The sequence below is a fragment of the Pseudomonas sp. AM8 genome (genome assembly GCF_036346475.1).
Taxonomy (GTDB): Bacteria; Pseudomonadota; Gammaproteobacteria; order Pseudomonadales; family Pseudomonadaceae; genus Aquipseudomonas; species Aquipseudomonas marginalis.
This window is the reverse complement of record NZ_JAOTNX010000024.1, coordinates 1-24,713: the sequence shown is the minus strand read 5'-3', so window position 1 is coordinate 24,713 and position 24,713 is coordinate 1. Positions and strand designations below refer to the sequence as shown.

The 24,713-nt window shown below is 61.0% G+C and carries 26 protein-coding genes, 1 tRNA gene and 2 pseudogenes; 16 read left to right on the top strand and 13 right to left on the bottom strand.

The genetic code is table 11. The features are described from left to right. The first annotated feature begins 213 nt into the window (after positions 1-213). The 6 genes from modA (at position 214) to V3W40_RS33315 (ending at position 6,402) form a co-directional block, all read left to right on the top strand. A complete protein-coding gene (gene modA, locus V3W40_RS33340; protein ID WP_315872449.1) occupies positions 214-987 on the top strand; it encodes a molybdate ABC transporter substrate-binding protein in 774 nt (257 codons plus the stop codon). Further along, a complete protein-coding gene (gene modB / locus V3W40_RS33335; protein WP_065927477.1) occupies positions 988-1,668 on the top strand; it encodes a molybdate ABC transporter permease subunit in 681 nt (226 codons plus the stop codon). 5 nt (positions 1,669-1,673) lie between these two features. Further along, a complete protein-coding gene (modC, locus tag V3W40_RS33330; protein ID WP_330216450.1) occupies positions 1,674-2,753 on the top strand; it encodes a molybdenum ABC transporter ATP-binding protein in 1,080 nt (359 codons plus the stop codon). 78 nt (positions 2,754-2,831) lie between these two features. Next, positions 2,832-3,881, top strand: a complete 1,050-nt coding sequence (locus V3W40_RS33325) for a DNA topoisomerase IB (protein WP_330216440.1) — start codon at positions 2,832-2,834, stop codon at positions 3,879-3,881. A 124-nt stretch (positions 3,882-4,005) separates the two neighbouring features. Further along, complete coding sequence (locus tag V3W40_RS33320) at positions 4,006-5,628, top strand: ABC-F family ATP-binding cassette domain-containing protein (RefSeq protein ID WP_330216439.1); 1,623 nt, start codon at positions 4,006-4,008, stop codon at positions 5,626-5,628. Between the two features lie 69 nt (positions 5,629-5,697). Next, positions 5,698-6,402: a YoaK family protein gene (locus tag V3W40_RS33315; RefSeq protein ID WP_330216438.1), complete on the top strand. Its 705-nt coding sequence runs from the start codon at positions 5,698-5,700 to the stop codon at positions 6,400-6,402. 144 nt (positions 6,403-6,546) lie between these two features. Here the strand turns inward: V3W40_RS33315 and V3W40_RS33310 are convergent, their stop codons facing one another. From V3W40_RS33310 to V3W40_RS33295, 4 genes are all read right to left on the bottom strand, one after another. Then, a complete protein-coding gene (locus V3W40_RS33310; protein WP_027606604.1) occupies positions 6,547-6,900 on the bottom strand; it encodes a hypothetical protein in 354 nt (117 codons plus the stop codon). A 170-nt stretch (positions 6,901-7,070) separates the two neighbouring features. After that, positions 7,071-7,382 (bottom strand): AzlD domain-containing protein, encoded by a 312-nt coding sequence (locus V3W40_RS33305; protein WP_065927473.1) that lies wholly within the window; start codon positions 7,380-7,382, stop codon positions 7,071-7,073. Beyond that, positions 7,379-8,074, bottom strand: a complete 696-nt coding sequence (locus tag V3W40_RS33300) for an AzlC family ABC transporter permease (protein WP_027606606.1) — start codon at positions 8,072-8,074, stop codon at positions 7,379-7,381. Before V3W40_RS33300 ends, V3W40_RS33305 begins: the two co-directional genes overlap by 4 nt. A 71-nt stretch (positions 8,075-8,145) precedes the next feature. Continuing rightward, entirely contained in the window at positions 8,146-8,361 is a 216-nt protein-coding gene (locus V3W40_RS33295) for a hypothetical protein (RefSeq protein WP_025856028.1), read from the bottom strand. Between the two features lie 176 nt (positions 8,362-8,537). Here V3W40_RS33295 and V3W40_RS33290 point away from each other — a divergent pair, with 176 nt between their 5' ends. The 8 genes from V3W40_RS33290 (at position 8,538) to V3W40_RS33255 (ending at position 16,707) form a co-directional block, all read left to right on the top strand. Then, complete coding sequence (locus V3W40_RS33290) at positions 8,538-8,894, top strand: metalloregulator ArsR/SmtB family transcription factor (RefSeq protein WP_330216437.1); 357 nt, start codon at positions 8,538-8,540, stop codon at positions 8,892-8,894. A 19-nt stretch (positions 8,895-8,913) separates the two neighbouring features. After that, a complete protein-coding gene (locus tag V3W40_RS33285; protein ID WP_027606608.1) occupies positions 8,914-10,197 on the top strand; it encodes an arsenic transporter in 1,284 nt (427 codons plus the stop codon). Between the two features lie 13 nt (positions 10,198-10,210). Next, on the top strand, positions 10,211-10,696 hold the full coding sequence (locus V3W40_RS33280; RefSeq protein ID WP_330216436.1) for an arsenate reductase ArsC: 486 nt from the start codon (positions 10,211-10,213) through the stop codon (positions 10,694-10,696). An 84-nt stretch (positions 10,697-10,780) separates the two neighbouring features. Further along, positions 10,781-11,392, top strand: coding sequence for a LysE family transporter (locus tag V3W40_RS33275; RefSeq protein WP_092484499.1), 612 nt, complete (start codon positions 10,781-10,783; stop codon positions 11,390-11,392). Positions 11,393-12,116: 724 nt separating this feature from the next. Then, complete coding sequence (gene mgtA, locus V3W40_RS33270) at positions 12,117-14,831, top strand: magnesium-translocating P-type ATPase (RefSeq protein ID WP_330216435.1); 2,715 nt, start codon at positions 12,117-12,119, stop codon at positions 14,829-14,831. Between the two features lie 65 nt (positions 14,832-14,896). Continuing rightward, positions 14,897-15,244 (top strand): DUF2493 domain-containing protein, encoded by a 348-nt coding sequence (locus V3W40_RS33265; protein ID WP_065927468.1) that lies wholly within the window; start codon positions 14,897-14,899, stop codon positions 15,242-15,244. A 19-nt stretch (positions 15,245-15,263) separates the two neighbouring features. After that, positions 15,264-16,085: a hypothetical protein gene (locus tag V3W40_RS33260; protein ID WP_315872451.1), complete on the top strand. Its 822-nt coding sequence runs from the start codon at positions 15,264-15,266 to the stop codon at positions 16,083-16,085. A 94-nt stretch (positions 16,086-16,179) separates the two neighbouring features. Next, on the top strand, positions 16,180-16,707 hold the full coding sequence (locus tag V3W40_RS33255) for a DinB family protein (protein ID WP_065927466.1): 528 nt from the start codon (positions 16,180-16,182) through the stop codon (positions 16,705-16,707). A gap of 2 nt (positions 16,708-16,709) precedes the next feature. Here V3W40_RS33255 and V3W40_RS33250 read toward each other — a convergent pair whose 3' ends face one another. Then, complete coding sequence (locus V3W40_RS33250; RefSeq protein WP_330216434.1) at positions 16,710-17,168, bottom strand: GFA family protein; 459 nt, start codon at positions 17,166-17,168, stop codon at positions 16,710-16,712. A gap of 196 nt (positions 17,169-17,364) precedes the next feature. On the opposite strand from V3W40_RS33250, the gene V3W40_RS33245 reads away from it, so the two are divergent. Then, positions 17,365-17,646 (top strand): hypothetical protein, encoded by a 282-nt coding sequence (locus V3W40_RS33245; RefSeq protein WP_146476314.1) that lies wholly within the window; start codon positions 17,365-17,367, stop codon positions 17,644-17,646. 44 nt (positions 17,647-17,690) lie between these two features. On the opposite strand, the gene V3W40_RS33240 is transcribed toward V3W40_RS33245, so the two are convergent. Further along, positions 17,691-17,882 carry a hypothetical protein gene (locus V3W40_RS33240; protein WP_027606617.1) on the bottom strand — a complete coding sequence of 64 codons (192 nt, stop codon included), beginning with the start codon at positions 17,880-17,882 and terminating at the stop codon, positions 17,691-17,693. Positions 17,883-17,977: 95 nt separating this feature from the next. Beyond that, entirely contained in the window at positions 17,978-18,415 is a 438-nt protein-coding gene (locus V3W40_RS33235; protein ID WP_235865590.1) for a hypothetical protein, read from the bottom strand. Positions 18,416-18,666: 251 nt separating this feature from the next. On the opposite strand from V3W40_RS33235, the gene V3W40_RS33230 reads away from it, so the two are divergent. Then, positions 18,667-18,753, top strand: a tRNA-Leu gene (locus tag V3W40_RS33230). Between the two features lie 298 nt (positions 18,754-19,051). On the opposite strand, the pseudogene V3W40_RS35070 reads toward V3W40_RS33230, so the two are convergent. The 6 genes and pseudogenes from V3W40_RS35070 to V3W40_RS33200 form a co-directional block, all read right to left on the bottom strand. Next, a pseudogene (locus tag V3W40_RS35070) lies at positions 19,052-19,150 on the bottom strand (IS5/IS1182 family transposase); the annotation flags it as partial. A 582-nt stretch (positions 19,151-19,732) separates the two neighbouring features. Further along, positions 19,733-20,758: a carbon-nitrogen hydrolase family protein gene (locus tag V3W40_RS33220; protein WP_330216433.1), complete on the bottom strand. Its 1,026-nt coding sequence runs from the start codon at positions 20,756-20,758 to the stop codon at positions 19,733-19,735. Positions 20,759-20,776: 18 nt separating this feature from the next. Further along, positions 20,777-22,693 carry a solute symporter family protein gene (locus V3W40_RS33215; protein ID WP_330216432.1) on the bottom strand — a complete coding sequence of 639 codons (1,917 nt, stop codon included), beginning with the start codon at positions 22,691-22,693 and terminating at the stop codon, positions 20,777-20,779. Continuing rightward, on the bottom strand, positions 22,671-23,006 hold the full coding sequence (locus V3W40_RS33210) for a DUF485 domain-containing protein (protein WP_281112954.1): 336 nt from the start codon (positions 23,004-23,006) through the stop codon (positions 22,671-22,673). Before V3W40_RS33210 ends, V3W40_RS33215 begins: the two co-directional genes overlap by 23 nt. A 178-nt stretch (positions 23,007-23,184) precedes the next feature. Next, positions 23,185-24,084 carry a LysR family transcriptional regulator gene (locus V3W40_RS33205; protein WP_003203128.1) on the bottom strand — a complete coding sequence of 300 codons (900 nt, stop codon included), beginning with the start codon at positions 24,082-24,084 and terminating at the stop codon, positions 23,185-23,187. Positions 24,085-24,281: 197 nt separating this feature from the next. Next, positions 24,282-24,612: pseudogene (locus V3W40_RS33200) on the bottom strand (transposase); the annotation flags it as partial. Between the last annotated feature and the right edge of the window lie 101 nt (positions 24,613-24,713).

The window sequence follows — 24,713 nt, the reverse complement described above, 5'->3', positions numbered from 1 at the left end:
TCAATACGCCGCTCACTATCGCGTTGCGACCAGCGCCCGGCTGTCAGCCATGGGGGTGTCGACGGGAGGAAATCTCGACCGCACGCCGACATCGATTCCAAGGATGGATTTCCCTTGCCATTTTTACGCTATATACCTATACATACAGCGCCTGGCAGCGCCCGTCCCTTATAATCGGCACCAGGTTCTGCACCTTCTCAAACGGAGCCGTTCATGACTTTCAATACCCCTCGCTTTGTACCCACGTGCCTGGCGGCATTGGTTGCGTTGCTCGCGACCGCAGCGGCCCACGCCGATGAAGTCCAGGTGGCCGTAGCGGCCAACTTCACCGCACCGATCCAGGCGATTGCCGCCGACTTTGAAAAAGACACCGGCCACAAACTGGTCGCAGCCTACGGCGCCACCGGGCAGTTCTACACCCAGATCAAGAACGGCGCGCCGTTCGAAGTGTTCCTGAGTGCCGACGACACCACCCCGCAAAAGCTCGAAAGCGAAGGCGACACGGTCAAGGGCTCGCGCTTCACCTACGCCGTGGGCACCCTGGCGCTGTGGTCGGCCAAGGAAGGTTATGTAGACGCCAAGGGCGAGGTGTTGAAGAGGAATGAATTCAAGCACCTGTCCATCGCCAACCCGAAAGCCGCGCCTTACGGCCTCGCCGCCACCCAGGTATTGGCCAAGGAAGGGTTGACCGAGCAGGTCAAGGACAAGCTCGTCGAAGGCCAGAACATCACCCAGGCCTTTCAGTTCGTTTCCACCGGCAACGCTGAGTTGGGTTTTGTGGCCTTGTCGCAGATCTATAAAGACGGCAAAGTCACCAGCGGCTCGGCCTGGATCGTCCCGGCCGCCCTGCACGACCCGATCAAACAGGACGCGGTGATCCTCAACAAGGGCAAGGACAGCGCTGCAGCCAAGGCACTGGTCGACTACCTCAAAGGGCCGAAAGCCGCCGCCGTCATCCAGTCCTACGGTTATGAACTGAGCAAGTAAATGCCCCTGTCGAGTGCCGATTTTTCCGCAATCTGGTTGACCCTCAAACTGGCGTCACTGACCACCGTGATCCTGCTGGTCATCGGCACTCCGATTGCCCTGTGGCTGTCGCGCACCCGTTCATGGTGGCGCGGTCCCATTGGCGCGGTGGTGGCCTTGCCATTGGTGCTGCCACCCACCGTCATCGGTTTCTACCTGCTGTTGACCATGGGCCCCCACGGCTACTTCGGCCAGTTCACCCAATGGCTGGGCCTGGGCACCCTCACCTTCAGCTTCGCCGGGTTGGTGATCGGTTCGGTGATCTATTCCATGCCGTTCGTGGTGCAGCCGTTGCAGAACGCCTTTTCCGCCATCGGCACACGCCCATTGGAGGTGGCCGCGACCCTGCGCGCCAATCCGTGGGATACCTTCTTCACGGTGATCCTGCCCCTGGCGCGCCCGGGGTTTATCACCGCGTCCATCCTGGGTTTTGCCCATACCGTCGGAGAATTCGGCGTAGTGCTGATGATCGGCGGCAATATCCCCGACAAGACCCGCGTGGTCTCGGTGCAGATCTACGATCATGTCGAAGCCATGGAGTATGCCCAGGCCCATTGGCTGGCCGGCGCCATGGTGGTGTTCGCGTTCCTCGTGTTGCTGGCGCTCTACTCCAGCCGTAAAACCAGGATGGGCTGGAGTTGATGCCGATGATCAATGTGCGCCTGAACTTGAAGTACACAGGCTTTGCCCTGGACGTGGACCTGCATGTGCCCGGCCGAGGGGTGACTGCGCTGTACGGGCATTCCGGCTCCGGCAAGACCACCTGCCTGCGCTGCATTGCCGGGCTGGAGCGGGCCGAAGATGGGTTTATCCAGATCAACGATGAAGTCTGGCAAGACAGCCGCAACGGCCTGTTCGTGCCCCCGCACAAGCGCGCGCTCGGCTACGTGTTCCAGGAGCCCAGCCTGTTCCCCCATCTATCGGTGCGGGCCAACCTGGAGTTCGGCCTCAAGCGCATCCCGCGCTCGCAACGCCGGGTGGATATGCTCCAGGCCACGGAGTTGCTGGGGATCGGCCATCTGCTGGAGCGTCACCCCCAACACTTGTCCGGCGGTGAACGTCAGCGCATCGGTATCGCCCGGGCCCTGCTCACCAGCCCAAGACTCCTGTTGATGGATGAACCCCTGGCCGCCCTCGACAGCAAGCGTAAAAGCGAAATCCTGCCCTACCTGGAACGCCTGCACGACGAACTGGACATCCCCGTGCTATACGTCAGCCATGCCCAGGATGAGGTGGCGCGCCTGGCCGATCACATCGTGTTGCTCAGCGACGGCAAGGCCCTGGCCAGTGGTCCCATCGGCGACACCCTGGCGCGGCTCGACCTGCCCCTGGCGTTGGGGGACGACGCGGGCGTGGTGATCAACGGCAGCGTCAGCGCCTACGACGATCACTACCATCTGCTCACGCTGCAACTGCCCGACAGTGCCCAGCACCTGCGCGTGGCCCATGCACCGCTGGCGTTGGGCAAGGCATTACGGGTCAAGGTACAGGCGCGCGACGTCAGCCTCAGCCTGCAAGCCGGAGAGCACAGCAGCATCCTCAACCGCCTGCCGGTGACGGTTACCCAGGAGATCGCGGCGGATAACAGCGCCCATGTGCTGGTGCGCCTGGACGCGGATGGCACGCCGTTGCTGGCGCGGATCACGCGGTTCTCCCGCGACCAGTTGCAATTGCACCCCGGCCAGGCGCTGTGGGCGCAGATCAAGGCGGTGGCCGTGCTGGCATAAGAAACCTTTTGGCACGACCGCACACGGCTGCGGTCAATCAGGAATACCGGCCTGATCCGTTGCCAAGGAACCCGCACCATGCCCGACTCCGCGCTGCCCGCCGACCTGCCCCGCGACCTGCATTACGTTGACGACACCCAGCCCGGCATCCGCCGCAAGCGAGTGCGCGGCAAGTTCCAGTACTTCGACGCCAAGGGCGAGCGCATCCGGGATGCCGATGAGATCAAGCGCCTGAACGCCCTCGCCGTCCCTCCGGCGTATACCGACGTGTGGATCTGCGCCGACCCGCGCGGGCACCTGCAAGCCACCGGCCGCGATGCCCGTGGACGCAAGCAATACCGCTATCACGCGCGCTGGCGTGAGGTGCGTGACAGCGACAAGTACGCGCGGCTGCAGGAGTTCGGCAACGCCCTGCCGAAACTGCGCAAACAGCTCGAAGCGCAAATCGCCGAACCCGGCTTCACGCGCGAAAAAGTCCTGGCCACGGTGGTGATGCTGCTGGACGCCACGCTGATCCGCGTCGGCAATACCCAATATGCGCGAGACAACAAATCCTACGGGCTGACCACCCTGCGCAACCGCCATGTGGATGTCAAAGGCAGCGAGATCCAGTTCCAGTTTCGCGGCAAGAGTGGCGTGGAGCACCAGGTCAGCGTCAAGGACCGGCGCCTGGCCACGGTGGTCAAGCGCTGCCTGGAGTTACCGGGGCAGAACCTGTTCCAGTATCTGGACGAAGACGGCGAGCGGCACACCGTCAGCTCCCATGACGTCAACGCCTACCTGCACGATCTTACCGGTGCCGACTTCACTGCCAAGGATTACCGCACCTGGGCCGGCACCGCCATGGCGCTGGCGGTGCTGCGGGAGTTGGAATGGCAACCGGAATCCGACGCCAAGCGACATGTGGTGGCGATGGTCAAGGATGTTGCCAGGCAACTGGGCAATACGCCTGCGGTGTGCCGCAAGTGTTATATCCACCCGGCCGTGCTGGAGCATTTCAGCCTGGGCGAATTGTCCAGATTGCCCAAGCCACGGGGGCGCAAAGGCCTGAAGGCCGAGGAAGTCGCCTTGGCGATGTTCCTTGAACAACTGGCCGCCGACTTGCCCGGCAATGCCAAGGCGGGTTAGGCTCTTGGCCCCCCTCTGACTTCCGGGACGACCGCCGACGTGAATCACTAAGCCTTCCAGAATGTACCTGCAACGAGCCGCCTGGCGCGCTTGTTGGCCTGTCCGACATTTTTTGGAGGTGCTGATGACTGACGTCAACCGGCTACCCGTATTGGTTTCCCTGCAACACCTGTGCTTCCAGTTCGCCAATGGCGAGACATTGCTGGACGACCTGAACCTGTCCATCGACCACACGCCCACCGGGATTGTGGGACGTAATGGACGGGGCAAAAGTATCCTCGCCCAATTGATCGCCGGCGTGTTGTCCCCCTCCTCCGGCTCGCTCAAGCGCTCGGCCAGCGTGGCCTATGTCCCCCAGGACATGGCGGTTGCAGCGGGAGACACCCTCTCTGACCTGACGGGCACCACGCCCGTGCTGGCGGCACTGGCACGCATGGCGGCAGGGACGGCGCAGGTCGATGACCTTGAGTTGATCGACAATCGCTGGGACCTTGCCGAAAGCTTGCGCGCCGCACTCGATACGGCAGGCCTTGCGCAGCTGGGTGTCGATACGCCGGCCGATCAACTCAGTGGAGGACAACTGGCGCGGCTCAGGCTGATCGGCGCCGTGCTGGCCGCACCGCAACTGCTGGTGCTCGATGAGCCCACCAACCACCTCGACAGCGCCGGCCGCCGGTGGCTGCTGCACCTGTTGCAGGAATGGCGTGGCGGCCTGGTGGTGGTGAGCCACGACCGACAAATACTCAACACCCTCGGGCGCATCATTGAACTGTCCCCACTCGGCCCTCACGTCTACGGCGGCAACTATGATGCCTATCGCCTGCAGCGCGACACCGAACAACACGCCGCCGTCGCGGCGCTGGAGCACGCACGCCTTGAACGCAACCGCGAACGCCGGCGCGTGCAGAAAGACCATGACAGCCTGCAACGCCAGGCGGCGCGCTCCCGCAAGCACGCAGAGACAGCCAATGTGGACCGGTTTACCAAGGCGCGCTGGAAAAGCGCCGCCACCGAAGTCGTCGGCACGGTGCGCAGTGCCCATCACGCCTACAAACACGCGCTGGATGAGCAGGTGCGCCAAGCCTACGAGCGCGTGGTGGATGAAACGCCGACCCTGTTGGCCTTGCCGGGGTCGGTCGTGCCCAATGGCCGACAGGTCGTGGCCTTGACGGAGGTCCGGTTGCCCTGGCTGGAGCATCCCGCCCTCACACTCAACCTCACAGGGCCGGTGCGCGTGGCTGTGCAAGGACCGAATGGTTGCGGCAAATCCACCCTGCTCAAGGTACTGGCCGGCCACTGCCAGCCCGCCAGCGGTGAGTGCTCGGTGCCGGTGCCCTGCGCGTATATCGACCAGCACCAGGCGCTGCTGGATGACCGACGCTCCCTCGTCGAACAGCTCAACCTGCTCGACACACCGCTGCCCGAAGCCGAACTGCGTACGCGCCTGGCCTTGCTGCAACTGGATGCCCGGCGGGTCACCCAACCGACCGTGCACCTCAGCGGCGGCGAGCGGTTGAAAGCCGCGATGGCGATTGCCCTGTGGGGTGAAACACCCGCGCAACTGCTGTTGCTTGATGAGCCCACCAACCACCTGGACCTGGAATCGGTGATCGCCTTTGAACAGGCGCTGCAGGGCTTCAGCGGGGCAATGATGGTTGTATCCCATGATGAGGCGTTCATCCAGGCGCTCGGGCCAACCCACCGCTTGCTCTGGCAACCTGAGGGTTGGCGCCTGGAGTGTGTCTGAGGTCATTGCGCGCGCAATCAAAGCGTCCTAGGGTAGTGGCCGGATAATCTCACCGAGGAACCCGGCCCTATGCTGCCTTCGCCCAACAAGCCTTATGCCAATGCCGCACTGGCCCATCAAAAGCGCTGGCGCGGCCGCGTCGGCCTGATGCTGGTGGCCAGCCTTTCGGTATTGGCGGGCATGACTGACGCCATCGGCTTCATGGCCAGCGGCGACTTTGTTTCGTTCATGAGCGGCAACACCACGCGCCTGGCCGTGGCCATCAGTGTGGGGGATCTCGGCTTGACCGCACGCCTGCTGTTGCTGGTCGCCACATTTGTCGCCGGTAACGCCTTGGGCGTAGTGGTCGGCCGTCTTAGCCGGCGCCATGCCCTGCCCCTATTGCTGTGTATCGCCACCTTGCTCTGCGGCGCAGCCTTGCTGCCCTTCGCCGACACCTTGCCGGCGCTGCTGGCGGCGATCATTGCGATGGGCATGCTCAACGCAGCCGTGGAAGAGGTCAACGGCTTGCCGATGGGGCTGACCTACGTGACCGGGGCACTGTCACGCTTTGGGCGCGGGCTGGGACGCTGGATGCTGGGGGAACGCCGCAACGGCTGGCGGGTGCAACTGATTCCGTGGGCGGGGATGTTTGTCGGCGCGGTGATTGGCGCGCTGCTGGAGCAGCACATGGGGCTGAGGGCGCTGGTGGTCAGCGGTGTATTGGCGGGCGTGTTGGGGCTGGTGTCGCTGAAGATTCCCCGGCGCTGGCATTTGGGTTTTATGCCGCGATAAAGACTAAAGGTGCCCGCCCGACGGTAAGGCCTCGACGTCCGTGTACTGGTAAAGAGCCATTATGTCGGGCGGGCGGATTGAATCATAAGCGAATGTCCGGCGGCTGTCCCGCCGGGCGTTTCCTGAAATGACTAAGGCAACGTATTACAGACAGGTCGCGAGTGCCGCCAAGCGACGCTTGGCCGGCATCGTGTCTTCAACGGCGTAGTACTTGACGGACGAACCGGCACCGGCGCTTTGCACGTCGACGAAGTAATCGCCACCGGTGGTGTAGACGGTGAAACCACCGGCCCCGTTCGGCTCTTTGAAGCCACCGGCGTCGACGCCAAACACGCTTTCATCCTGCCAGCCAAACTGGATGCACTCGGCAACCACCAGCGTGGCCTTGTCCGATGCCATGGCCTTGTAGGGAGCCCCCAGGCGCGCCTCGTTCATCTTCGAGCCCGCGCAACCGGCCAGTGCCGTCAATACCAATGCGCCCATTACCACCTTGTGCATGCCATTGCCTCGTTGGAAAAAACGCGACTGTACCATTGCCGCAAGGCTGACTGACGCCCCCATGAATTTTGTTTCACTGTGGAGGGAGAATATGCCGCCTATAGTGGCCTGGCTCATTTTTAGAAGTGTCCTTCTGCCCGCCCTCCCGCGGGTTTTTTTTCGCCTGCGCTTCAGAGCCACCCGCGAAACAGGTAGAACAACCCCATGCTCAGCAGCACGGTCATCAATACGTTACGCGTCCAGAACATCAGCGCCACGGCGCAGATACCGGCCAGCAAATACGGATTGGCCGGGCTCAGGTTGAGCTGGTGATCAGCCAGGAAAATAATCGGCCCGCAGATCGCCGTGAGCATGCCCGGCACCGCAAACCCGAGAAACTCCCGTGCCCCACGGTTGAGGCGCACCGGCAGGCGCGGCTCGATAAACAGATAACGGTTGAAAAAAACCACCAGGCCCATGGCCACAATCATCAGGTAAATCATCGCTGCCCAACCCCCAGGCGTTTACAGAAAAACCCTGCGCTCATGCCGAGCACACCCGACACCACCACGGCCGACTCCCAGTGCAGGAAGCTCAACCATACGGAAAACAACAACGACACCGCCACGCAGACCACCGTCGGCACATCGCGCACCACCGGGGTGATCAGCGCGATAAAGGTGGCGGCGATGGAGAACTCCAGGCCCAACTGATCAAGGCCTGGGATGCTTTTGCCAAGCACGATGCCGGCCAGGGTGAACAGGTTCCAGGCGATGTAAAACGTCAGGCCAACGCCCAGGGCGTACCAGCGATTGAAGGTTTCACGGTCATAGTGGTTGACCAGAGCAAAGAACTCATCGGTCAGCAGAAAGCCCAGGCTCATGCGCCAGCGGGTCTTGAGCGGCGAAAGAATCGGGCGCAGGTGCATGCCATACAGCAGGTGCTGGGAGGTCAGCAGCAAGGTGGTCAACACGATGGAAATCAGGCTGGCACCGCTCTTGACCATGCCAATGGCGACCAACTGCGCAGCGCCGGCAAACACAATGGCGGACAAGCCCTGGGCTTGCAGTGGCGTGAATTGCGCATCGATGGCCATGGAACCGGCCAGCAGCCCCCAGGGTGCACAGGCCAGGGACAGGGGAATGACGGCGATTGCACCACGAGCGAAGGCGTAATGAGGTAAGGCAGCAGGCATGGAAACGGCTCATCGACAGACAGTCCACAAGCATGCCAGCGTAGGATGGGGCTTGTCTTGAACGATCTTGCTCAGGCGAGCCTGACCGACACCTGCTCCACCGAGTCCCGCGCTTCACGCAGTTCGTGAGCGTCCTGGTTGAGCCGGTGAATGGTGTTGAGCAAGCGCTGGCGCAGCACTTCATCGCCGAGCTTTTCAACGGCACGCATCAGGTCGAATGCCGCGGTTTCGTTATTTTCCGCGACGGAATCCAGGGTTTTGCGCAGGTTGCGAGTGGCACGGGTCACGCGGGTCTTCCTTCATCAGCAATGGGGAGGCACTTTAGGACATTCGTGTTTCATTTTAATTTCAATCACTTGTGGCAGTTTTCCCGAGGTTTGATCCATATCAATTGAAACAGGATTTGACCGAAACATATGGACATACGTATATTCGAATTTCCATATGTATGTAGGCAATGGTCATGTCGGATCCCCTTACACCGCCCACCCTGTTCAAATGCCTGGCCGACGCCACTCGCGCACGCCTGACGCTATTGATTCAGCGTGAAGGCGAACTTTGCGTGTGCGAACTGATCCATGCCTTGGACGACAGCCAGCCCAAAATCTCCCGCCACCTGGCGCAACTGCGCAGTTGCGGTGTGCTGCTGGATCGTCGCCAGGGCCAATGGATCTACTACCGCGTCAACCCGGCACTGCCCGATTGGGTGAACCAGGTGCTGGACGTCACCCTGCAAGCCAACCAGCCATGGCTGCACAACGACACACAGCGTCTGGATGCCATGGGCGACAGACCACAACGAGCCAGCACCTGCTGCTGAGCCACCGGAGCGTTAATTCATGCTTGTCGCAGTCGCCATTTTTATTTTCACCATCGTCCTGGTCATCTGGCAGCCCAAGGGTCTCGGAGTGGGCTGGAGCGCCACGATGGGCGCGATCCTGGCACTGGCCTGTGGCGTGATCAGCCTGGCGGATATCCCGGCGGTCTGGCACATCATCTGGAATGCCACCGGGACGTTTGTCGCACTGATCATCATCAGCCTGCTGTTGGACGAAGCCGGGTTCTTTGCCTGGACGGCACTGCATGTGGCGCGCTGGGGGCGCGGGCGTGGCCGGCGCTTGTTTGCCTATATGGTGCTGCTCGGCGCCCTGGTGTCGGCGCTGTTTGCCAACGACGGCGCGGCGCTGATCCTCACCCCCATCGTGATGTCAATGCTGCTGGCACTGCGCTTTTCGCCGGCGGCGACCTTGGCGTTTGTGATGGGCGCGGGGTTTATCGCCGACACGGCGAGCCTGCCGCTGGTGGTGTCGAACCTGGTGAACATCGTCTCGGCGGACTATTTCAAGATCGGCTTCAACGAATATGCCGCGGTCATGGTGCCGGTCAACGTCGTCAGTGTCGCCGCCACCCTGGCGGTACTGCTGTGGTTCTTCCGCCGCGATATTCCCCAGGCCTACGACCCCGCCGACCTGGCAGACCCCGCCAGCGCGATCCACGACCGCGCCACCTTCCGCGCCGGTTGGTGGGTGCTCGGCATCCTGCTGATCGGCTGCTTTGCCCTGGAACCCCTGGGCATTCCCATCAGCGCGATTTCCGCGGTGTGCGCCGTGCTCCTGCTGGTGATCGCCGCCAAGGGCCACAAGATCTCCACGCGCAAGGTGCTGAAGGAAGCCCCGTGGCAGATCGTGGTGTTTTCCCTGGGGATGTACCTGGTGGTCTACGGCTTGCGTAACGCCGGCCTCACCACCTACCTGGCGACCTGGCTCGATACCTTTGCCACTTACGGCGTATGGGGTGCGGCCATGGGCACCGGCGTGCTGACGGCCTTGTTGTCCTCGGCGATGAACAACCTGCCGACGGTACTGATCGGTGCGTTGTCCATCGAATCCAGCCATGCCGTGGGCGTGGTCAAGGACGCGATGATCTACGCCAACGTGATCGGCAGCGACCTGGGCCCGAAAATCACCCCCATCGGCAGCCTGGCCACCCTGTTGTGGCTGCATATCCTGGCGCGCAAGGGCATCACCATCACCTGGGGCTACTACTTCAAGGTCGGGATTGTGCTGACCTTGCCGGTGCTGCTGATCACCCTCGCCGCCCTCGCGTTGCGCCTGAGCATCTAACGGAGAAACCGCAATGAAAGTCCTGTTCATGTGCACCGCCAACAGCTGTCGCAGCATCTTGTCCGAGGCGATGTTCAACCACCTGGCCCCCCAGGGTTTTGCCGCGATCAGCTCCGGCAGCTTTCCCAAGGGCCAGGTCCTGCCGCGCAGCCTGAGCACGTTGCAGGCAGCGGGTATCCGCACCGAAGGCTTGTACAGCAAGGGCAATGATGCGTTTGAAGGCAGCCCGCCGGATGTGGTCATCACCGTCTGCGACAAGGCGGCGGGCGAAGCCTGCCCGGTGTATTTCGGGCCGGCGGTGAAGGCGCATTGGGGCTTGGCAGATCCCTCGGAGGTTCAAGGTGACCAGGCCAGCATCCAGGCGGCATTCGATGCCACGCTGGAGACCATCGCCAGCCGTTGCCGGGCGTTTTTCGCCCTGCCCTTTGCCCGCCTCAGCCCTGGCGAGCTCAAGGTCGAACTCGAGCGCATAGCGCTGCTGGAAATGGCCACCTCCTGACGGCTGGATGAATCCGCTGCGGCGATATGGATTCCCATCCCTCTGCCAGCGTATGCTCTCGCACTTTCCTGAAAGGACGCGGGCATGCTGACGATCTTTTTTTACGCACTGGTATTCGGCTTTGTGTTTTGCCTCTCCCCCGGTGCGGTGCTGGCGGAGACGTTGCGCCGTGGCTTGCTCCACGGTTTCACACCCGCCTTGCTGGTGCAGTTTGGCTCGCTGGTAGGCGATGCCGTGTGGGCAGTGATCGGCCTCACCGGCATCGCACTGCTGATCCAGCATGACGCCGTGCGCGTGCCGCTGACGATCATCTGCGCGCTGTACCTGGCGTGGCTGGGCGTACGCAGCCTGATCGACGCCTGGCACTTGCCCGAAGCCGATGATGCACCGGCCAGCACCCGACAAAATGCGCTGGCCGTGGGCGCGGCGATTTCCCTGGCCAACCCGAAAAACATCGTCTACTGGGGGGCGCTGGGCAGCGCGCTGTCAGGCATCGTCGGCGCTACGCCCAGCCATGGGCAGACGCTGATGTTTTTCGCCGGCTTCATGCTGGCTTCGGTGCTGTCATGCTTTCTGATCGCCGCACTGGTGAACCTGCTGCGCAAGAATGCATCGCCCACGTGGCAACGCATCAGTTATGGCGCCTGCGGTTTGGTATTGATCTATTTGGCCGTTCTCGCCGCACAGGGTGTATGAAGTTATATATCGAGCAACTTTCGAGAGCCTCTTGTCTGAATGAACTCTGAACGCCGGGCTATTTAATTAATCATGCGTTGACATTTTGTAACTGCCTGAGTAGATTGCCCCTGCCCGCAACTGGGGCCTTTTTTAACCCTCACAAAAGAAGCCAATGGACACAGTATCCAGTCGCTGTCCGAGCACCGCCCTGGCGGGCATCGGGCGCCCAATCCCGAACATGACAGGACTCGCCTCCCCGGTCCGGTAAGCTGCGCTAGAGCTTGATGCTCCGCCGTAACTGCCTCGCCGGTCGCCCGTCCGGTCCCGAGGTGTGTTATGACCTTCCCAACCCTTGCTTTGCCCGATGTACCCACACTGGCCGCAGCCTTGCGAGCCAAGCGTTGCCATGCCCGCGTGGTTTTTCTGCCACGACGCACGCCCTGCTTTGCCCCCTCCCCCAAAGACCCGCAGAGACCGCCGCTTTTCAGCCTGGGATAGTGCTGAGCGCCCGCGCCGTTCAATCCGCTGAAACAATAACTTCCTGATTAAGTCCCTGGAGTTCTTTATGAAACTTTCCAGTTGTAGTTCGCTGCGCGCCTTATAACTAACGCGCCAGTAGAAGTTATCCAAGCACCTTATTTAAACCGATCGCGAAGTCAGCGACTCGGCATGCTTTCGCTCGCCTGTATTCAGGTAAGTACCGGGTATGTTTTGTCGAGAATTGGCGACAGGAGCACAGACAATGAGCGCCGTAAAAAACACGCCACTGCAGAAGAAAACCGGCACCGCCAGCGACACCAGACTGTCGATGCGTGCCGCCCGCGAAGCCCACAACGGCCTGTCGGCCACCCTGGCCAACGTACGCGCCACCCAGGATGGCCTGACCGAACTGGACGCCACTGCCCGCCTGCAACGGGAAGGCCACAACGAAGTGGCCCATGACAAACCGCCTCACGCCATCGTGCAATTCCTGCAGGCCCTGAACAACCCGTTCATCTACGTGTTGCTGACCCTGGGCGGCATCAGCTTTTTCACCGACTGCTGGCTGCCGATGCGGGACGGTGAAGAAGCCGACCCCACCAAGGTCGTCATCATCATGACCATGGTCCTGCTCAGCAGCCTGCTGCGCTTCTGGCAGGAGCACCGTTCGGCCAAGTCCGCCGAAGCCTTGAAAGCCATGGTCCGCACCACTGCCACGGTGCTGCGCCGTGAGCAAGTGGGCTGCCAGCCCACCCTGCGCGAAGTGCCGATGCGCGAGTTGGTGGCCGGCGATATCGTGCAGTTGTCGGCCGGTGACATGATCCCTGCCGACATCCGCCTGATCGAGTCCCGGGACCTGTTTATCAGCCAGGCGTTGCTCACCGGCGAAGCCTTGCCGGTGGAGAAGTACGACACCCTCGGCGACGTCACGCAAAAATCCGCCGGGCCGGTCGCCGCCGACCAGGGCAACCTGCTGGACCTGCCGAACATCTGCTTCATGGGCACCAATGTGGTCAGCGGCCGCGCCAAAGCTGTGGTGGTGGCGACCGGGCCGCGCACCTACTTTGGCTCCCTGGCCAAGGCGATTGTCGGCTCCCGGGTACAGACCGCATTCGATCGCGGGGTGAACAGCGTCAGCTGGCTGCTGATCCGCTTCATGCTGGTGATGGTACCGATCGTGTTCTTCCTCAACGGCTTCTCCAAGGGTGACTGGGGCGATGCGTTCCTGTTCGCCCTGGCGGTTGCCGTGGGCCTGACCCCGGAAATGCTGCCGATGATCGTCAGCGCCAACCTGGCCAAGGGCGCCACGGCGATGGCCAAGCGCAAAGTAGTGGTCAAGCGCCTCAACGCGATCCAGAACTTCGGCTCGATGGACGTGCTGTGCACCGACAAGACCGGCACCCTGACCCAGGACAAGATCATCCTCGAGCATCACGTCAACGCCTTCGGCCAGCGCGATGATGCGGTGCTGTCCCTGGCCTGGCTCAACAGCTACCACCAGAGCGGCATGAAAAACCTGATGGACCAGGCCGTGGTGCAGTTCTCGGAGCAGAACCCGAGGTTCCAGCTGCCGTTTGCCTACAGCAAGGTCGATGAATTGCCCTTCGACTTTGTGCGCCGTCGCCTGTCCATCGTGGTCAAGGACGCTGCCCACGACCATCTGCTGGTGTGCAAAGGCGCCGTCGAGGAGATGCTGGACATTGCCACTCACGTGATGGAGTCCGGCAGTGCAGTGCCTCTGGATGAGCGCCGCCGCGAGGAGTTGCTGGCCATAGCCAATGACTACAACGAAGACGGCTTCCGCGTGTTGGTGGTGGCCACGCGCAACATTTCCAAGGCCCTGGCCCGCCAGCGGTACACCACCGCCGATGAGCGCAACCTGGTGATCCAGGGTTTTCTGACCTTCCTCGATCCGCCCAAGGAAACCGCCGGCCCGGCGATTGCAGCCCTGCAGCAGATCGGCGTGGCGGTCAAAGTCCTTACCGGCGACAACGCCGTGGTCACCAGCAAGATCTGCCGCCAGGTCGGCCTCGAGCCAGGCCGGCCGCTGTTGGGGGGGGAGATCGAGCTTATGGACGACGCCACCCTGGCGCGCCATGTGGAGGAGCGCACGGTATTTGCCAAGCTCACGCCGCTGCAGAAATCCCGGGTGCTCAAGGCCCTGCAAGCCAACGGCCACACCGTCGGCTTCCTCGGCGACGGCATCAACGACGCACCGGCATTGCGGGATGCCGACGTGGGTATCTCGGTGGACAGCGGCACGGACATCGCCAAGGAATCGGCCGACATCATCCTGCTCGAAAAGAGCCTGATGGTGCTGGAAGAAGGCGTGCTCAAAGGCCGCGAAACCTTCGGCAATATCATGAAGTACCTGAACATGACCGCCAGTTCCAACTTCGGCAACGTGTTTTCGGTGCTGGTGGCCAGTGCATTCATCCCGTTCCTACCGATGCTGTCGATTCACCTGCTGCTGCAGAACCTGATGTACGACATCTCCCAACTGGCCCTGCCGTGGGACAAGATGGACAAGGAGTACCTGGCCAAACCGCGCAAGTGGGACGCCAGGAACATCGGTCGCTTCATGATCTGGATCGGGCCGACCTCGTCGATCTTCGACATCACCACCTTTGCCCTGATGTGGTACGTGTTCGCCGCCAACAGCGTGGAAATGCAGACCCTGTTCCAGTCCGGCTGGTTTATCGAGGGCCTGCTCTCGCAAACCCTGGTGGTGCACATGCTGCGCACCCGCAAGATTCCGTTCTTCCAGAGCACGGCGGCATGGCCGGTGCTGATGATGACCGGCGTGGTGATTGCGCTGGGCATCTACGTACCGTTCTCGCCCCTGGGCACCCTGGTGGGCCTGCAACCGCTACCGCTGGCGTACTTCCCGTGGCTGGTCGGCACGCTGCTCAGCTATTGCTGCGTGGCCCAACTGATGAAAACCCTCTACATCCGCCGCTTCAAGCAGTGGTACTGAGTTCCCCCGCCGTTTAAACGGTGGCGGTCGCCCGGCCGCCACCGTGCATTACAAGGAATAGGATCATGCGCGTCTTGATCTGTGCCGGTCGTCATTACGCCGACTGCAAAAAGTCCCGCCAAGTGCTGGACGCTTACCACCGCCTGCGCCCCGTGCAGGTGCTGATTCACGGCGGCAACCAGTTCCTCGGCAGCGCCATCGAGGACTGGGCGCGGGAACTCGGCATCGACGTGGTGCGCTACCCGCCCAACTGGCAACGCCACGGCAAGCAGGCGGAGCGCCAGCGCAACCATTTCATGCTGACCGACAGCCGCGCGGATGTGGTCATCGCGCTGCCAGGTGGTGACGACACGTCGGAGCTGGTCTGCCAGGCCAGGGCCAGCGGCATTTCGGTGCTGACCGTAGAGAACTGACATTCAAGCGAGGTGCATCATGCACAACAAACACACCCCGAAGCGCCCGGACGGGTTTGCCAAATACCGTGCGCGGCACTATCGCGGCGCGCGCCAGACCCTGCTGCTGTTGCCGCCGGCAAAACAGCGGGCGCTGCGGCGCAACCTGCTGTTTATCGGTATCACCCTGGGTTCGATCCTGTTAATTGCCCTGGTGTCCAAGGCCCATGCCGCCGGTGGCGCCTATGTGGTCGATGACGGCGCAATCAACGCACCGGGTGCCTGCAATCTCGACGCCTGGTACAGCGCCGACCGGCACGCCGGCAACACGCACACGGCAACGCTGTCTCCCGCGTGCACGTTCAGCGTACTGCCTTCGGTGCAGTGGGGCGCGGCGCTGTCACGGGCCGACAGCGCAGGCCGGGGCGAGACCCAGGTGAGTCCGCAACTCAAGGCGCAGGTGCTGTCACGGCAAGACCTGGGGCTGGAAATGGCGATCTCCGCCGGGGCGCATCTTGCCCTTGATCGACGACACGGGTTCGACGGCGCCGACTTCACCCTCCCCTTGACCTGGCAACCGCTGGCGCCCCTGCGCTTGAACCTGAATGCCGGCTGGGCCCATGCCTACAACGACGGCGAGCAAACCCAGCGCCTGAGCTGGGGCACCGGCGTCGAGTATCAACTGATGGATGCCCTCACGTTGATCGCTGAACGTTACGGCCAGGAAGGCGGTGACCAGGCCTGGCAAGCAGGGCCGCGCCTGCACTTCGGGGAGTTTGTCGACGTCGACCTGGTGCTCGGGCGCGACCTGGGCGGTGAACGCAATCAATGGCTGACCACCGGTGCGACGCTCAGGTTTTAGGCCTGGCCTGCTGCTCCCGGTGCAGTTGCCGTGGCGGGTCGTCCAGGTAATTACCTTATGATGGCGGCACCATTGCCAACGAGGGGTAGAGCACGTGGACCGTATCGAACAAATGACGCTGCTGGCGACCTACAACCAGTGGATGAACCGCAAGGTCTATGACGCGGCTGCCAGGCTTACGGACGATGAGTTGCGCGTGGACCGCCAAGCGTTTTTCGGCTCGGTCTTCGGCACGCTCAACCATCTCACGTTGGGCGACACCGTCTGGCTCAAACGCTTTGCCCTGCACCCCGCCGGCTACGCGACGCTGGCGCCGCTGAACAGCATCGCCGCGCCGTCGGACCTCAAGCAACTGGCGTTCGCCGACCTGGGTGAACTCGCCGCCCGGCGGCGTTGGCTGGACCAACTGATCATCGATTGGGTGCACACCCTGCGCGAACCCGACCTCGACCATCGCCTGCACTACCACAACATGCGCGGCGCGGCGGCCAGCAAGACATTCGGCGCCCTGCTGGTGCATTTTTTCAATCACCAGACCCACCATCGAGGCCAGGTCACCACGCTGCTGACCCAGGCCGGGCAGGACGTGGGCGATACGGACCTGCTCGCCTTGATTGACTGAACTCAGCGAGCGCTGAATTCGGCATAGGCCTGCAGCAACCGTGCAAAGTCCTCGGGTTGCGGCAACTGCTCGAAGCTTTCGACTGCCGGCGTGGTAGCCCAGGCCAGTTTTTCGCGGGTCCAGGTTTCCATAAAGGGCACGTACTCCGCAGCATTATCCAACAGCGTCGCACGCACGTTGACGAACTCATCGATGCCATGGGGGCGGGTAAACAGCCAGCTCATGCAGTGCGGGCAGCAATAGTGACGATCGACCCCGTGCAGGCCGCCGACCACCGGGCAACCCTGGGTCACCGTGAACGCGCTGGCGGGAATCAGTGCACTGAGGGAGAACGCACTGGCGGTCATCTTCTGGCAGCCGGTGCAGTGGCACGCCATGGTAATCACCGGCGCCTGGCTCACGCTGAAGCGCACCCGGTTACAACGGCAACTGCCTTCCAGGGGCAGGGGCTCGACGCTCATCACACACTCCTTTTCATGATCAGTGGCATGGCAGGGTAGCGCCGAGGCGGGGGTGTTGAACAGGTCCAGGGGCAAAACCGAACGCTGCTGCGCCCATGGGGTCGTAACCTCAGGTGCCGGGATTTCTTACCCCCGCCCTCCCCGCGTGCATTGTGGGTTTACCGATGTGCGTACCCTATAAGAAGGAGACGCTTACATGGTCATTCACTTCAAGGTTGCCGGGCATCTGGCCTGCGGCCATCACGGCAATAACCTGCCCTCCAGCACCGAGCTGAATCGGGTCAAGTGCCGCACCTGCCGCAACACCGATGCCTACAAGGAAGCGCGCCGCAACCAGCGCAACGCCGCACGCCGTGCTTCGCGCCAGGCCAAGACCCACACCAGCACCGACTGGCGCAGTGCCTGGACGCAGCGCCTGACCGATCTGCCAGGGCGACAGCGCCTGCCCCGCGGCTTCGGCGCACAGCCTTTCGTATAAGCAGAAACGCAGAAGCCCCGGACAAACCGGGGCTTCGTTTTCAATCAATCATCATTGGACACCGGCCTGTTGCGTGCCTGGTAACCCGGCAACGTGGCGGCATACGCCAGTGCCTGTTCACGGGAATTGAAGGACGCCAGCCGATCCTGGGGCGTACACACCCGCCATGGCCCGAAATTGACCTGCACGATGTCGTACCCATTCAGATGCAGCTTCTTCAGCAGTGGAGCGCTCATAGTCACCTCGCTTTCCTGAGATTTCCCAGCGTTGCACGCCCTACCTTACACCCGCATCCAGGCTCATGACCGACCGCATGTCGCATGCGGCCAGGCTACTTGACCTTGCTGCTCAAGGTATCCACGCTGCGCTTGAGATCATCCAGGCTGCGCTTCAAACCTTCGATATCGCTTTTCTGCCGTTCGATCGTGCTGTTCTGATCCTCGACCGTGCGCTTGAGGCTCGCCAACTGGCTGTCACTGGAACTGGCGCTCGAACCGTCCCTGCGCTTGAACTCATCGAACGCGCGGTCCTGCCCCTCCAGCTTGCCTTTCAGGCCTTGCACCTCACTCTCGGTACGTTTCTGCGCAGCCTGCAGCTGTTCAATATCCCCCACCGAAATGCTCGACGCCTTCAACACATACTGATTGCCCGCCTCCAGCGAAGTCCCCGTCAACCGATCACCGCCTGACGCGCTGAAATCCCCCCACTTCACCGCACTCCCAGCCTGTGCCGTACCGGCCAACAGTCCCACGACACCTGCAATAACCATCCAATAGCGCCTGCGAACACTGAGCATCAACCGATTCCTTTCCAGACTGCCGAGATGGCATATTGCTATGACTGTCATTTATACCGCTTGTTCCCGTACTGTAGGAATCCTCCGGTTCGCCTGTTAAAGCCGATGTAGATCACTGATCTGCCAAGCTTTTTCAGGCGCCGTCCATTCAAGAAAGCGGCAGACCGACCTTGCGTCGAAGCGCCTGGATCTATATATTCCCAACCCTGTAACAACGCGCTACCGCCCGAATGGCGAAACTGGTAGACGCATGGGACTTAAAATCCCCCGCTCGTAAGGGCGTCCCGGTTCGATTCCGGGTTCGGGCACCATCATTACGTTCCACGACCTCCCAAGAAGTCGCTGAAACCCACATAGAACCTGCCTTGTGCAGGTTTTTTGTTGCCAACATTTGTCCCTCACACTCACTTCACCCCAACATTTTTCTAGTACATCCTGAGTTCGATTTTGGGTGATGTACTAGGGTTTGTCTGAAAAGTCAGCCCGCAGGCATCTCTCGATGCAGACAAGTGTGGCCATGGCTTTAAAGCTGCTGACCAGTTTGTCGTAACGCGTACAGATCCGACGTTTTTCTTTGGGCCATCTGAACAGCCGCTCAATAATGTTCTCGCCGGGCGAGAGGATGATGGCCAACGGGAAGCCATGGGTGTCGCAGGCGAGGTGTATTTTGGTGGTCAGTCCACTGGGTGATCGCGATGACTCTCCCCCTACCGTCCAGTGAATCCATCCATAGGCCGATACGCTCGCACAGCGCCTGGACCGATTCACCCCCGTGAGGCGCCGAACTTGGATCGGTCATCCAAAGGTGTACGAACTCAGGCTCCGATTGAATCAAGTCGTCAATCCTTTTGCCCATCCACCGGCATTATCCCAGTCTCTCAAGTGGACATCGACCGCCGATCTTGCTGACAGCATCGCCGCGGTCTGCGCGGTTCGACGCTCCGATACATGGAGATAGCGGGTGGTACGGCCTACGGTTTGGTAAAGCGTAATCTGTTTAGACTGCCCATCCATTTCGAGGGGCTCGTCACTAGAAAAGCTGCACGAGCATGAGCCAACAAGGTGAGTCGCAGGGCCACGATGTTGCTCCGGCAATGGATTTTAACGCTCGAATACTGGATACCTTGAGGCACCAATCAGGAGGGCTATCCCCATACCCTGCGGTTTCAGCTGGCTGAAGGATAAGCCATTCCTACCGCCTTCTCGATAGTGGCGAATAGGCAGTGCATACTGTCTGCCCCACAACTGCCACACCGGCCTTCAGCAGAAGCTCATTGCGTTTTCCAGCAATCAGTCCAGCTCAGGCAACGCCTGTAATTCCCGGTTGCGGTTAGAGTCCACAGGGTCGTTGAAGGTGGCAGGGGTAATCCGGCGCCGGTCTATCGTCAAGTCAAATACGTCGAAGCGATTGTAATAACCGGCGATGTCATGAAACTGCTTGGGCTCCACGCATTCGTTCAAATCGAAAGTGGCGTAAGCCAGGCCTTCCTCGTTCTGCAACAGGTCGCCAATGGAGGCCCCCGCCGGGTCGAGAAATTGCGTAGCGGCACGTGGACTGTTGCGCAGCACTTCGATGGCTTGCTCATCACCGCTGGCAGAGAGCATGTCGAGCATCGAGTCATCCATGAAGCCTGCATTCAAGATGCCGAATACCTTGGCTTCAAAGCACTGCGCCCCTGCGCGAATTCTGTTGGCCGCGAGGTTGTCGAAATTCTGGCCGCCGGGTTTGCGCGTCGGCCAGATCGCCGGCCAAGCGGAGATGTGGATCTGCTCGCCTTGCGCCGCCAAGCTGTACTTGGCCAGGGGGTTGGTGTTTTCGCCACAGATCAGGGTGCCTATTTTGCCGATGCGGGTATCGGACACACGCAGGCCGTGACCATCGCCGGGCGCCCACACCATCTTTTCATAGAAGGTAGGCACCAGTTTGCGATGGTGGTTGAGCACGGTACCTTGTTCGCTGATCAGTACGTTCGAGTTCCAGATGCAGCCGACACTGGCCGGCGTCGCTTCACTGAACCCCAAGGAAACGAGGATGCCATGGCGCCGTGCGGCGGAGCGGATGGCGGTGATCTCCGGGCCGTCAATCATCACGCTGTTCTCGACCATCAGCTTGAACCAATCATGGTTATAGATGGGCGCCCACAGCGCCGCCCAGACCGGAAAACCTGGGATGAAGGACTCGGGAAACACCACCAGTTCGGCGCCATTGGCGGCCGCTTCGGCAATGAAGGAACAGGCCTTGTCTACGCAGGCGGCCTTGTTCATATACACGGACGCGGCGTGGGTGGCGGCGACTTTTACAGTAGGCAGGGACATGATGGAAACCTTGATAAATTAGTGTTGAGCCGCTTGTGCGACGCCCAGGCCGGTCTCGCGGCGCACGGAAAACTCCACCCAGCGCGACAGCGACAGCTGGCTGGGGAACAGCAGCGAAAACAGAATGACCAGGGCAAAGCCGAGCGGGATAGAGATCAACCCCGGGTTGCGCAGCTGCACCCATGGCTCACGTAGGCCGATGAGGCTGGTGGCGGAGTCCGGGATCAGGCTGGCGGTTGCCTGTTGCTTGGTCACATCGCTGAGTAATTGCTCGCGCTCCGTGGCGGTGGCAACCAATGCGCCCTTGTCGATCAATTCGATTTTGGCTTGGGATTTAGCGGCTGCGGCCAGTGCCACCTGTTTTTGCTGCAGCGGGTAGCTCATATTCGGCGACACCAGCACCAGGCCAATGGACAGCACCGTGCCGCCCAGCAAGCCCGCGACCACGCCAGCGGTGCTGCAGCGACGCCAGTACAGGGTCAGCAGCAGTGCTGGAAGGTTGGCCGACGCGGCGACCGCATAGCCCAGCCCGACCAGTTGCGCGACGTTCTGGCCCTTGGCCGAAATGCCCACGCAGATGGCGATGACGGCGATCGCCAATGTCGCCAGGCGGGCTGCGGTGGCCTGCTCGCCCTCGGTGGCCTTGCCCTGGCGCACTGCGCCTACATACACGTCATGGGCGAGTGTGGAGGCTGCTGCCAGCGTCAGACCGGCGACCACTGCGACGATGGTTGCGAAGGACACGGCTGCGACGAACGCGAGCATCAGGTTGCCGAGCAGGCTATCGGCGCCACCGCCCAAGAACTGGGCCAGCATCGGGGCGGCGAGGTTGCCACCCTTGTCCATGGCGGTAATCTCGAAGGGCCCCAGATGGAGCGCGGCGGAGAAACCGATGACGATGATGAACAGATGGCACAGGCCGATCAGCAGCATGGCGGTCAGCGCCGAAGTACGGGCACTTTGTGCGTCGCGCACGGTAAAGAAGCGCATCAGGATATGGGGCATGGCCGCCGTGCCGAGCACCAGCGCCAGGCTCAGGGAGATCTGTTCCAGCGGATTCTTCAGGTACAGCCCAGGCTCCATGAAGCGTTGCCCGGCTTGTTCCGCCGAGAGTTGGGACACGCCGTTGAGCAAGGTGCCGAGCACGTGTTCCTGCACGGCCGAGCTGCCTGCCAGGTCGCTGAAAAAGGCACTGATGTTGAAGCCATAAGGGGCCCAGCTCAGTACCACCAACAGGAAGCAGAAGGCAATCAGCAAGGTGGCCTTGAGGATCTGCACTGAGGTGGTGGCACGCATGCCTCCAAACAGCACGTAGACCAGCATCAGCACGCCCACCGACACCACTGATATTTCGAATGGGATACCGATAAGTGCAGCGATGATCACGGCGCCGCCAACGATCTGCGGCACCATATAAAAGAGCGCGACCAATACACTGGAAATCGCTACGGCGAACTTCGAGGCGCGGAAGTTATTACGAAACGCCAACACATCGCCCAAGGTATATTTACCCAAGTTGCGGCAAGGCTCGGCGATCAGTAGTAGCACCGGTATGAAAGATACAAAGAAGCCAATGACGTAGGTTATACCGTCCAACCCATAGATGGCGATAAGGCCGGAGACCCCTAGAAATGCGGCTGCTGACAGGTAATCACCGGCAATGGCGAGGCCGTTGATCCGGCCGGACAATGCACCGCCCGCGGTATAGAAATCCTTCACCGAACTGTTCTTGCGCGCGGCCCAGAAGGTAATCCCAAGGGTGATCAAGAACAGCACGGCAAACACGCCGAAGGTCAGTGGCCGGTTGGCTTCGGAGACCAGCGTGGCGGCGTTGCCTTGGCTCGCCGTGAGCAAGGCGGCCAGCCCCATGCAGGCTTTGAATGCTGTCGAGCCGCGCAGGGTGGCCAAGCGGTTAGTGCGGTTGGTTCGGGTCATGATTGACGCTCACGGAAGCTTCGGAAACCAGGGCGACGGACATCGCGTCGATGTTCTTCAAGCGGCAGGCATAAAAAATGGCAATCGCAGCACCGAAGAAATATTGCCCGACCAGATACACCAGGCCAACATTGATGGCGCCATAAATCTTATAAGAAAGAAATTCGGGGAAGTATGCAGAGAACAATGGAATGGCGAAGTACACCGCCATGCTGATCAGCATCAACGCGGAGACCAGCCGGCGCCGTCGTTTAACCAGTATTGCAAAGTTTGGGTGCTCGAATATGGCACTCCAGATGGAGTCTTGTTTCATTGAGTGCGCCTCGGTCGGGTAGGTGGCGAACTCAGTTTAAAGTACGGGCCCAGACTGCCAAGCCGTAATGCAACAACGTCTATTGCAAAGCTGCATCGCCGAAACGGTGCTTGAAATGAAGAAGTGCTGCGATATGGTGCAAAAGTGCGCAATTATCAATTTTGGATGTCGCGTGGTATTAGTTGATGGTGAATAGCTCGTCGTTACGAAACAGCCGCGACAGGTGCTCCAGCATGGTCTTGATTCGCGGCACATAACGCAGGTCCTGATGGACGCTCAGCCATAGATCACGGGTGACCTTGGGCCCATTCAGCGGGATTTTCCGCAGACCAAAGCGTTCTGCATGGGCAAAGGAGGGCAGCATTACCAGCCCTGCGCCGGCGCTGGCGGCAAACATCTGCGCGAGCATGCTGTTGGAATGGAATACCAGTTTAGGCGTTGAAATCAGTTCATCGAGCCATTTGACCGCCTCGATCTGCACCAACTCTTCGATGTAGCCGACGAACAAGTGGTTCTCCAATGTCTGCAGCGAAGGGGTGCCGTGAGATAGCAAGTAGTCGTCGCTACCGTACAGGTTCAATTCGAACTGCCCGACTCGTTCGGTGTGAAAGCCCTGGCCCGAGGGCTCGAAGAAGCCCAGGAAGATATCTGCCTCGCGGCGGGTCACCTGCAATTGGTGGGTCGAAGTGACCAACTCCAGGGTGACGTTGGGGTGCAGCAATTGCAGCTTTGGCACCTGCTGGGTCAGGTAGAGCGAGGCCAGGCCTTCCATGGTACCGACCCGGACCCTGCCGGAAACCGTGTTGGTGCCCGAGGACAACTGCTCAAGCAGCCCGGAAAAACCGTTGCCCATCACTTCCACCTGCGCCAGCAAGCGAGCGCCTTGGTCATTCAACTGCAAGCCGGAACTGCTGCGCTCGAATACGCTAAAGCCAAGGGCGTATTCCAGCTGGTTGATCCGGCGGCTTACCGTCGACTGGTCGATCTTCAGCTGTTTTCCCGCTCGGGAGAGGTTCTGGCACCTGGCGACGTGCATGAAGATCCGCAGATCATCCCAACTCAGATTGTCCGGCTTCATGGCGTGCTCGTTGGCTGATGGAAGGGCTCATTCTAAGCGGTAACGTAGCCAGCCTTAGCCATCCGCACACGTACGGCGCTGCCGATTTGAAAGATTACTCTGCAGTTTTCGGAAATGAATATGGCACAAATGAGTGCAGGCGACCTAGGGCTTGTATGAAAAGTCAGCCCGCAAACATCTCTCGATGCAGGCCAGCTGCCAGGAAGGCTGATCTGATCCAGCAACGGCATGAAGTAGCGCGAGTCAGCTTGCTCGCCGGGCGAGAGCATGATGGCCAGCGGGACGCTATGGCTGTCGCAGGCAAGGTGTATTTTGGTGGTCAGTCCGCCCCGGCTTCGGCGGAGACAGTGGTGTTGCGGTTCCTGCAGGCCCCTTTTTTGCAGCACCGCTGGCAGCTCGGGTTGCTCGGATTGACGTGGAATCGACCATCCAGGTATCCAGATCGATGACACCGTCTTCCCTCAATCGAAGATGAAGGTGACGCAGAACCTGCTCGAACGTGCCGTTGTCACGCCATTGTCTGAAACGTCCAACGCTCAGATGAAATTTCATAACGGCCTGTCATGACGACGCTCCTGGCAACCAGAGGGCATCGTTTTAGCCAAAGCGACTTTTCAGACAAACCCTAG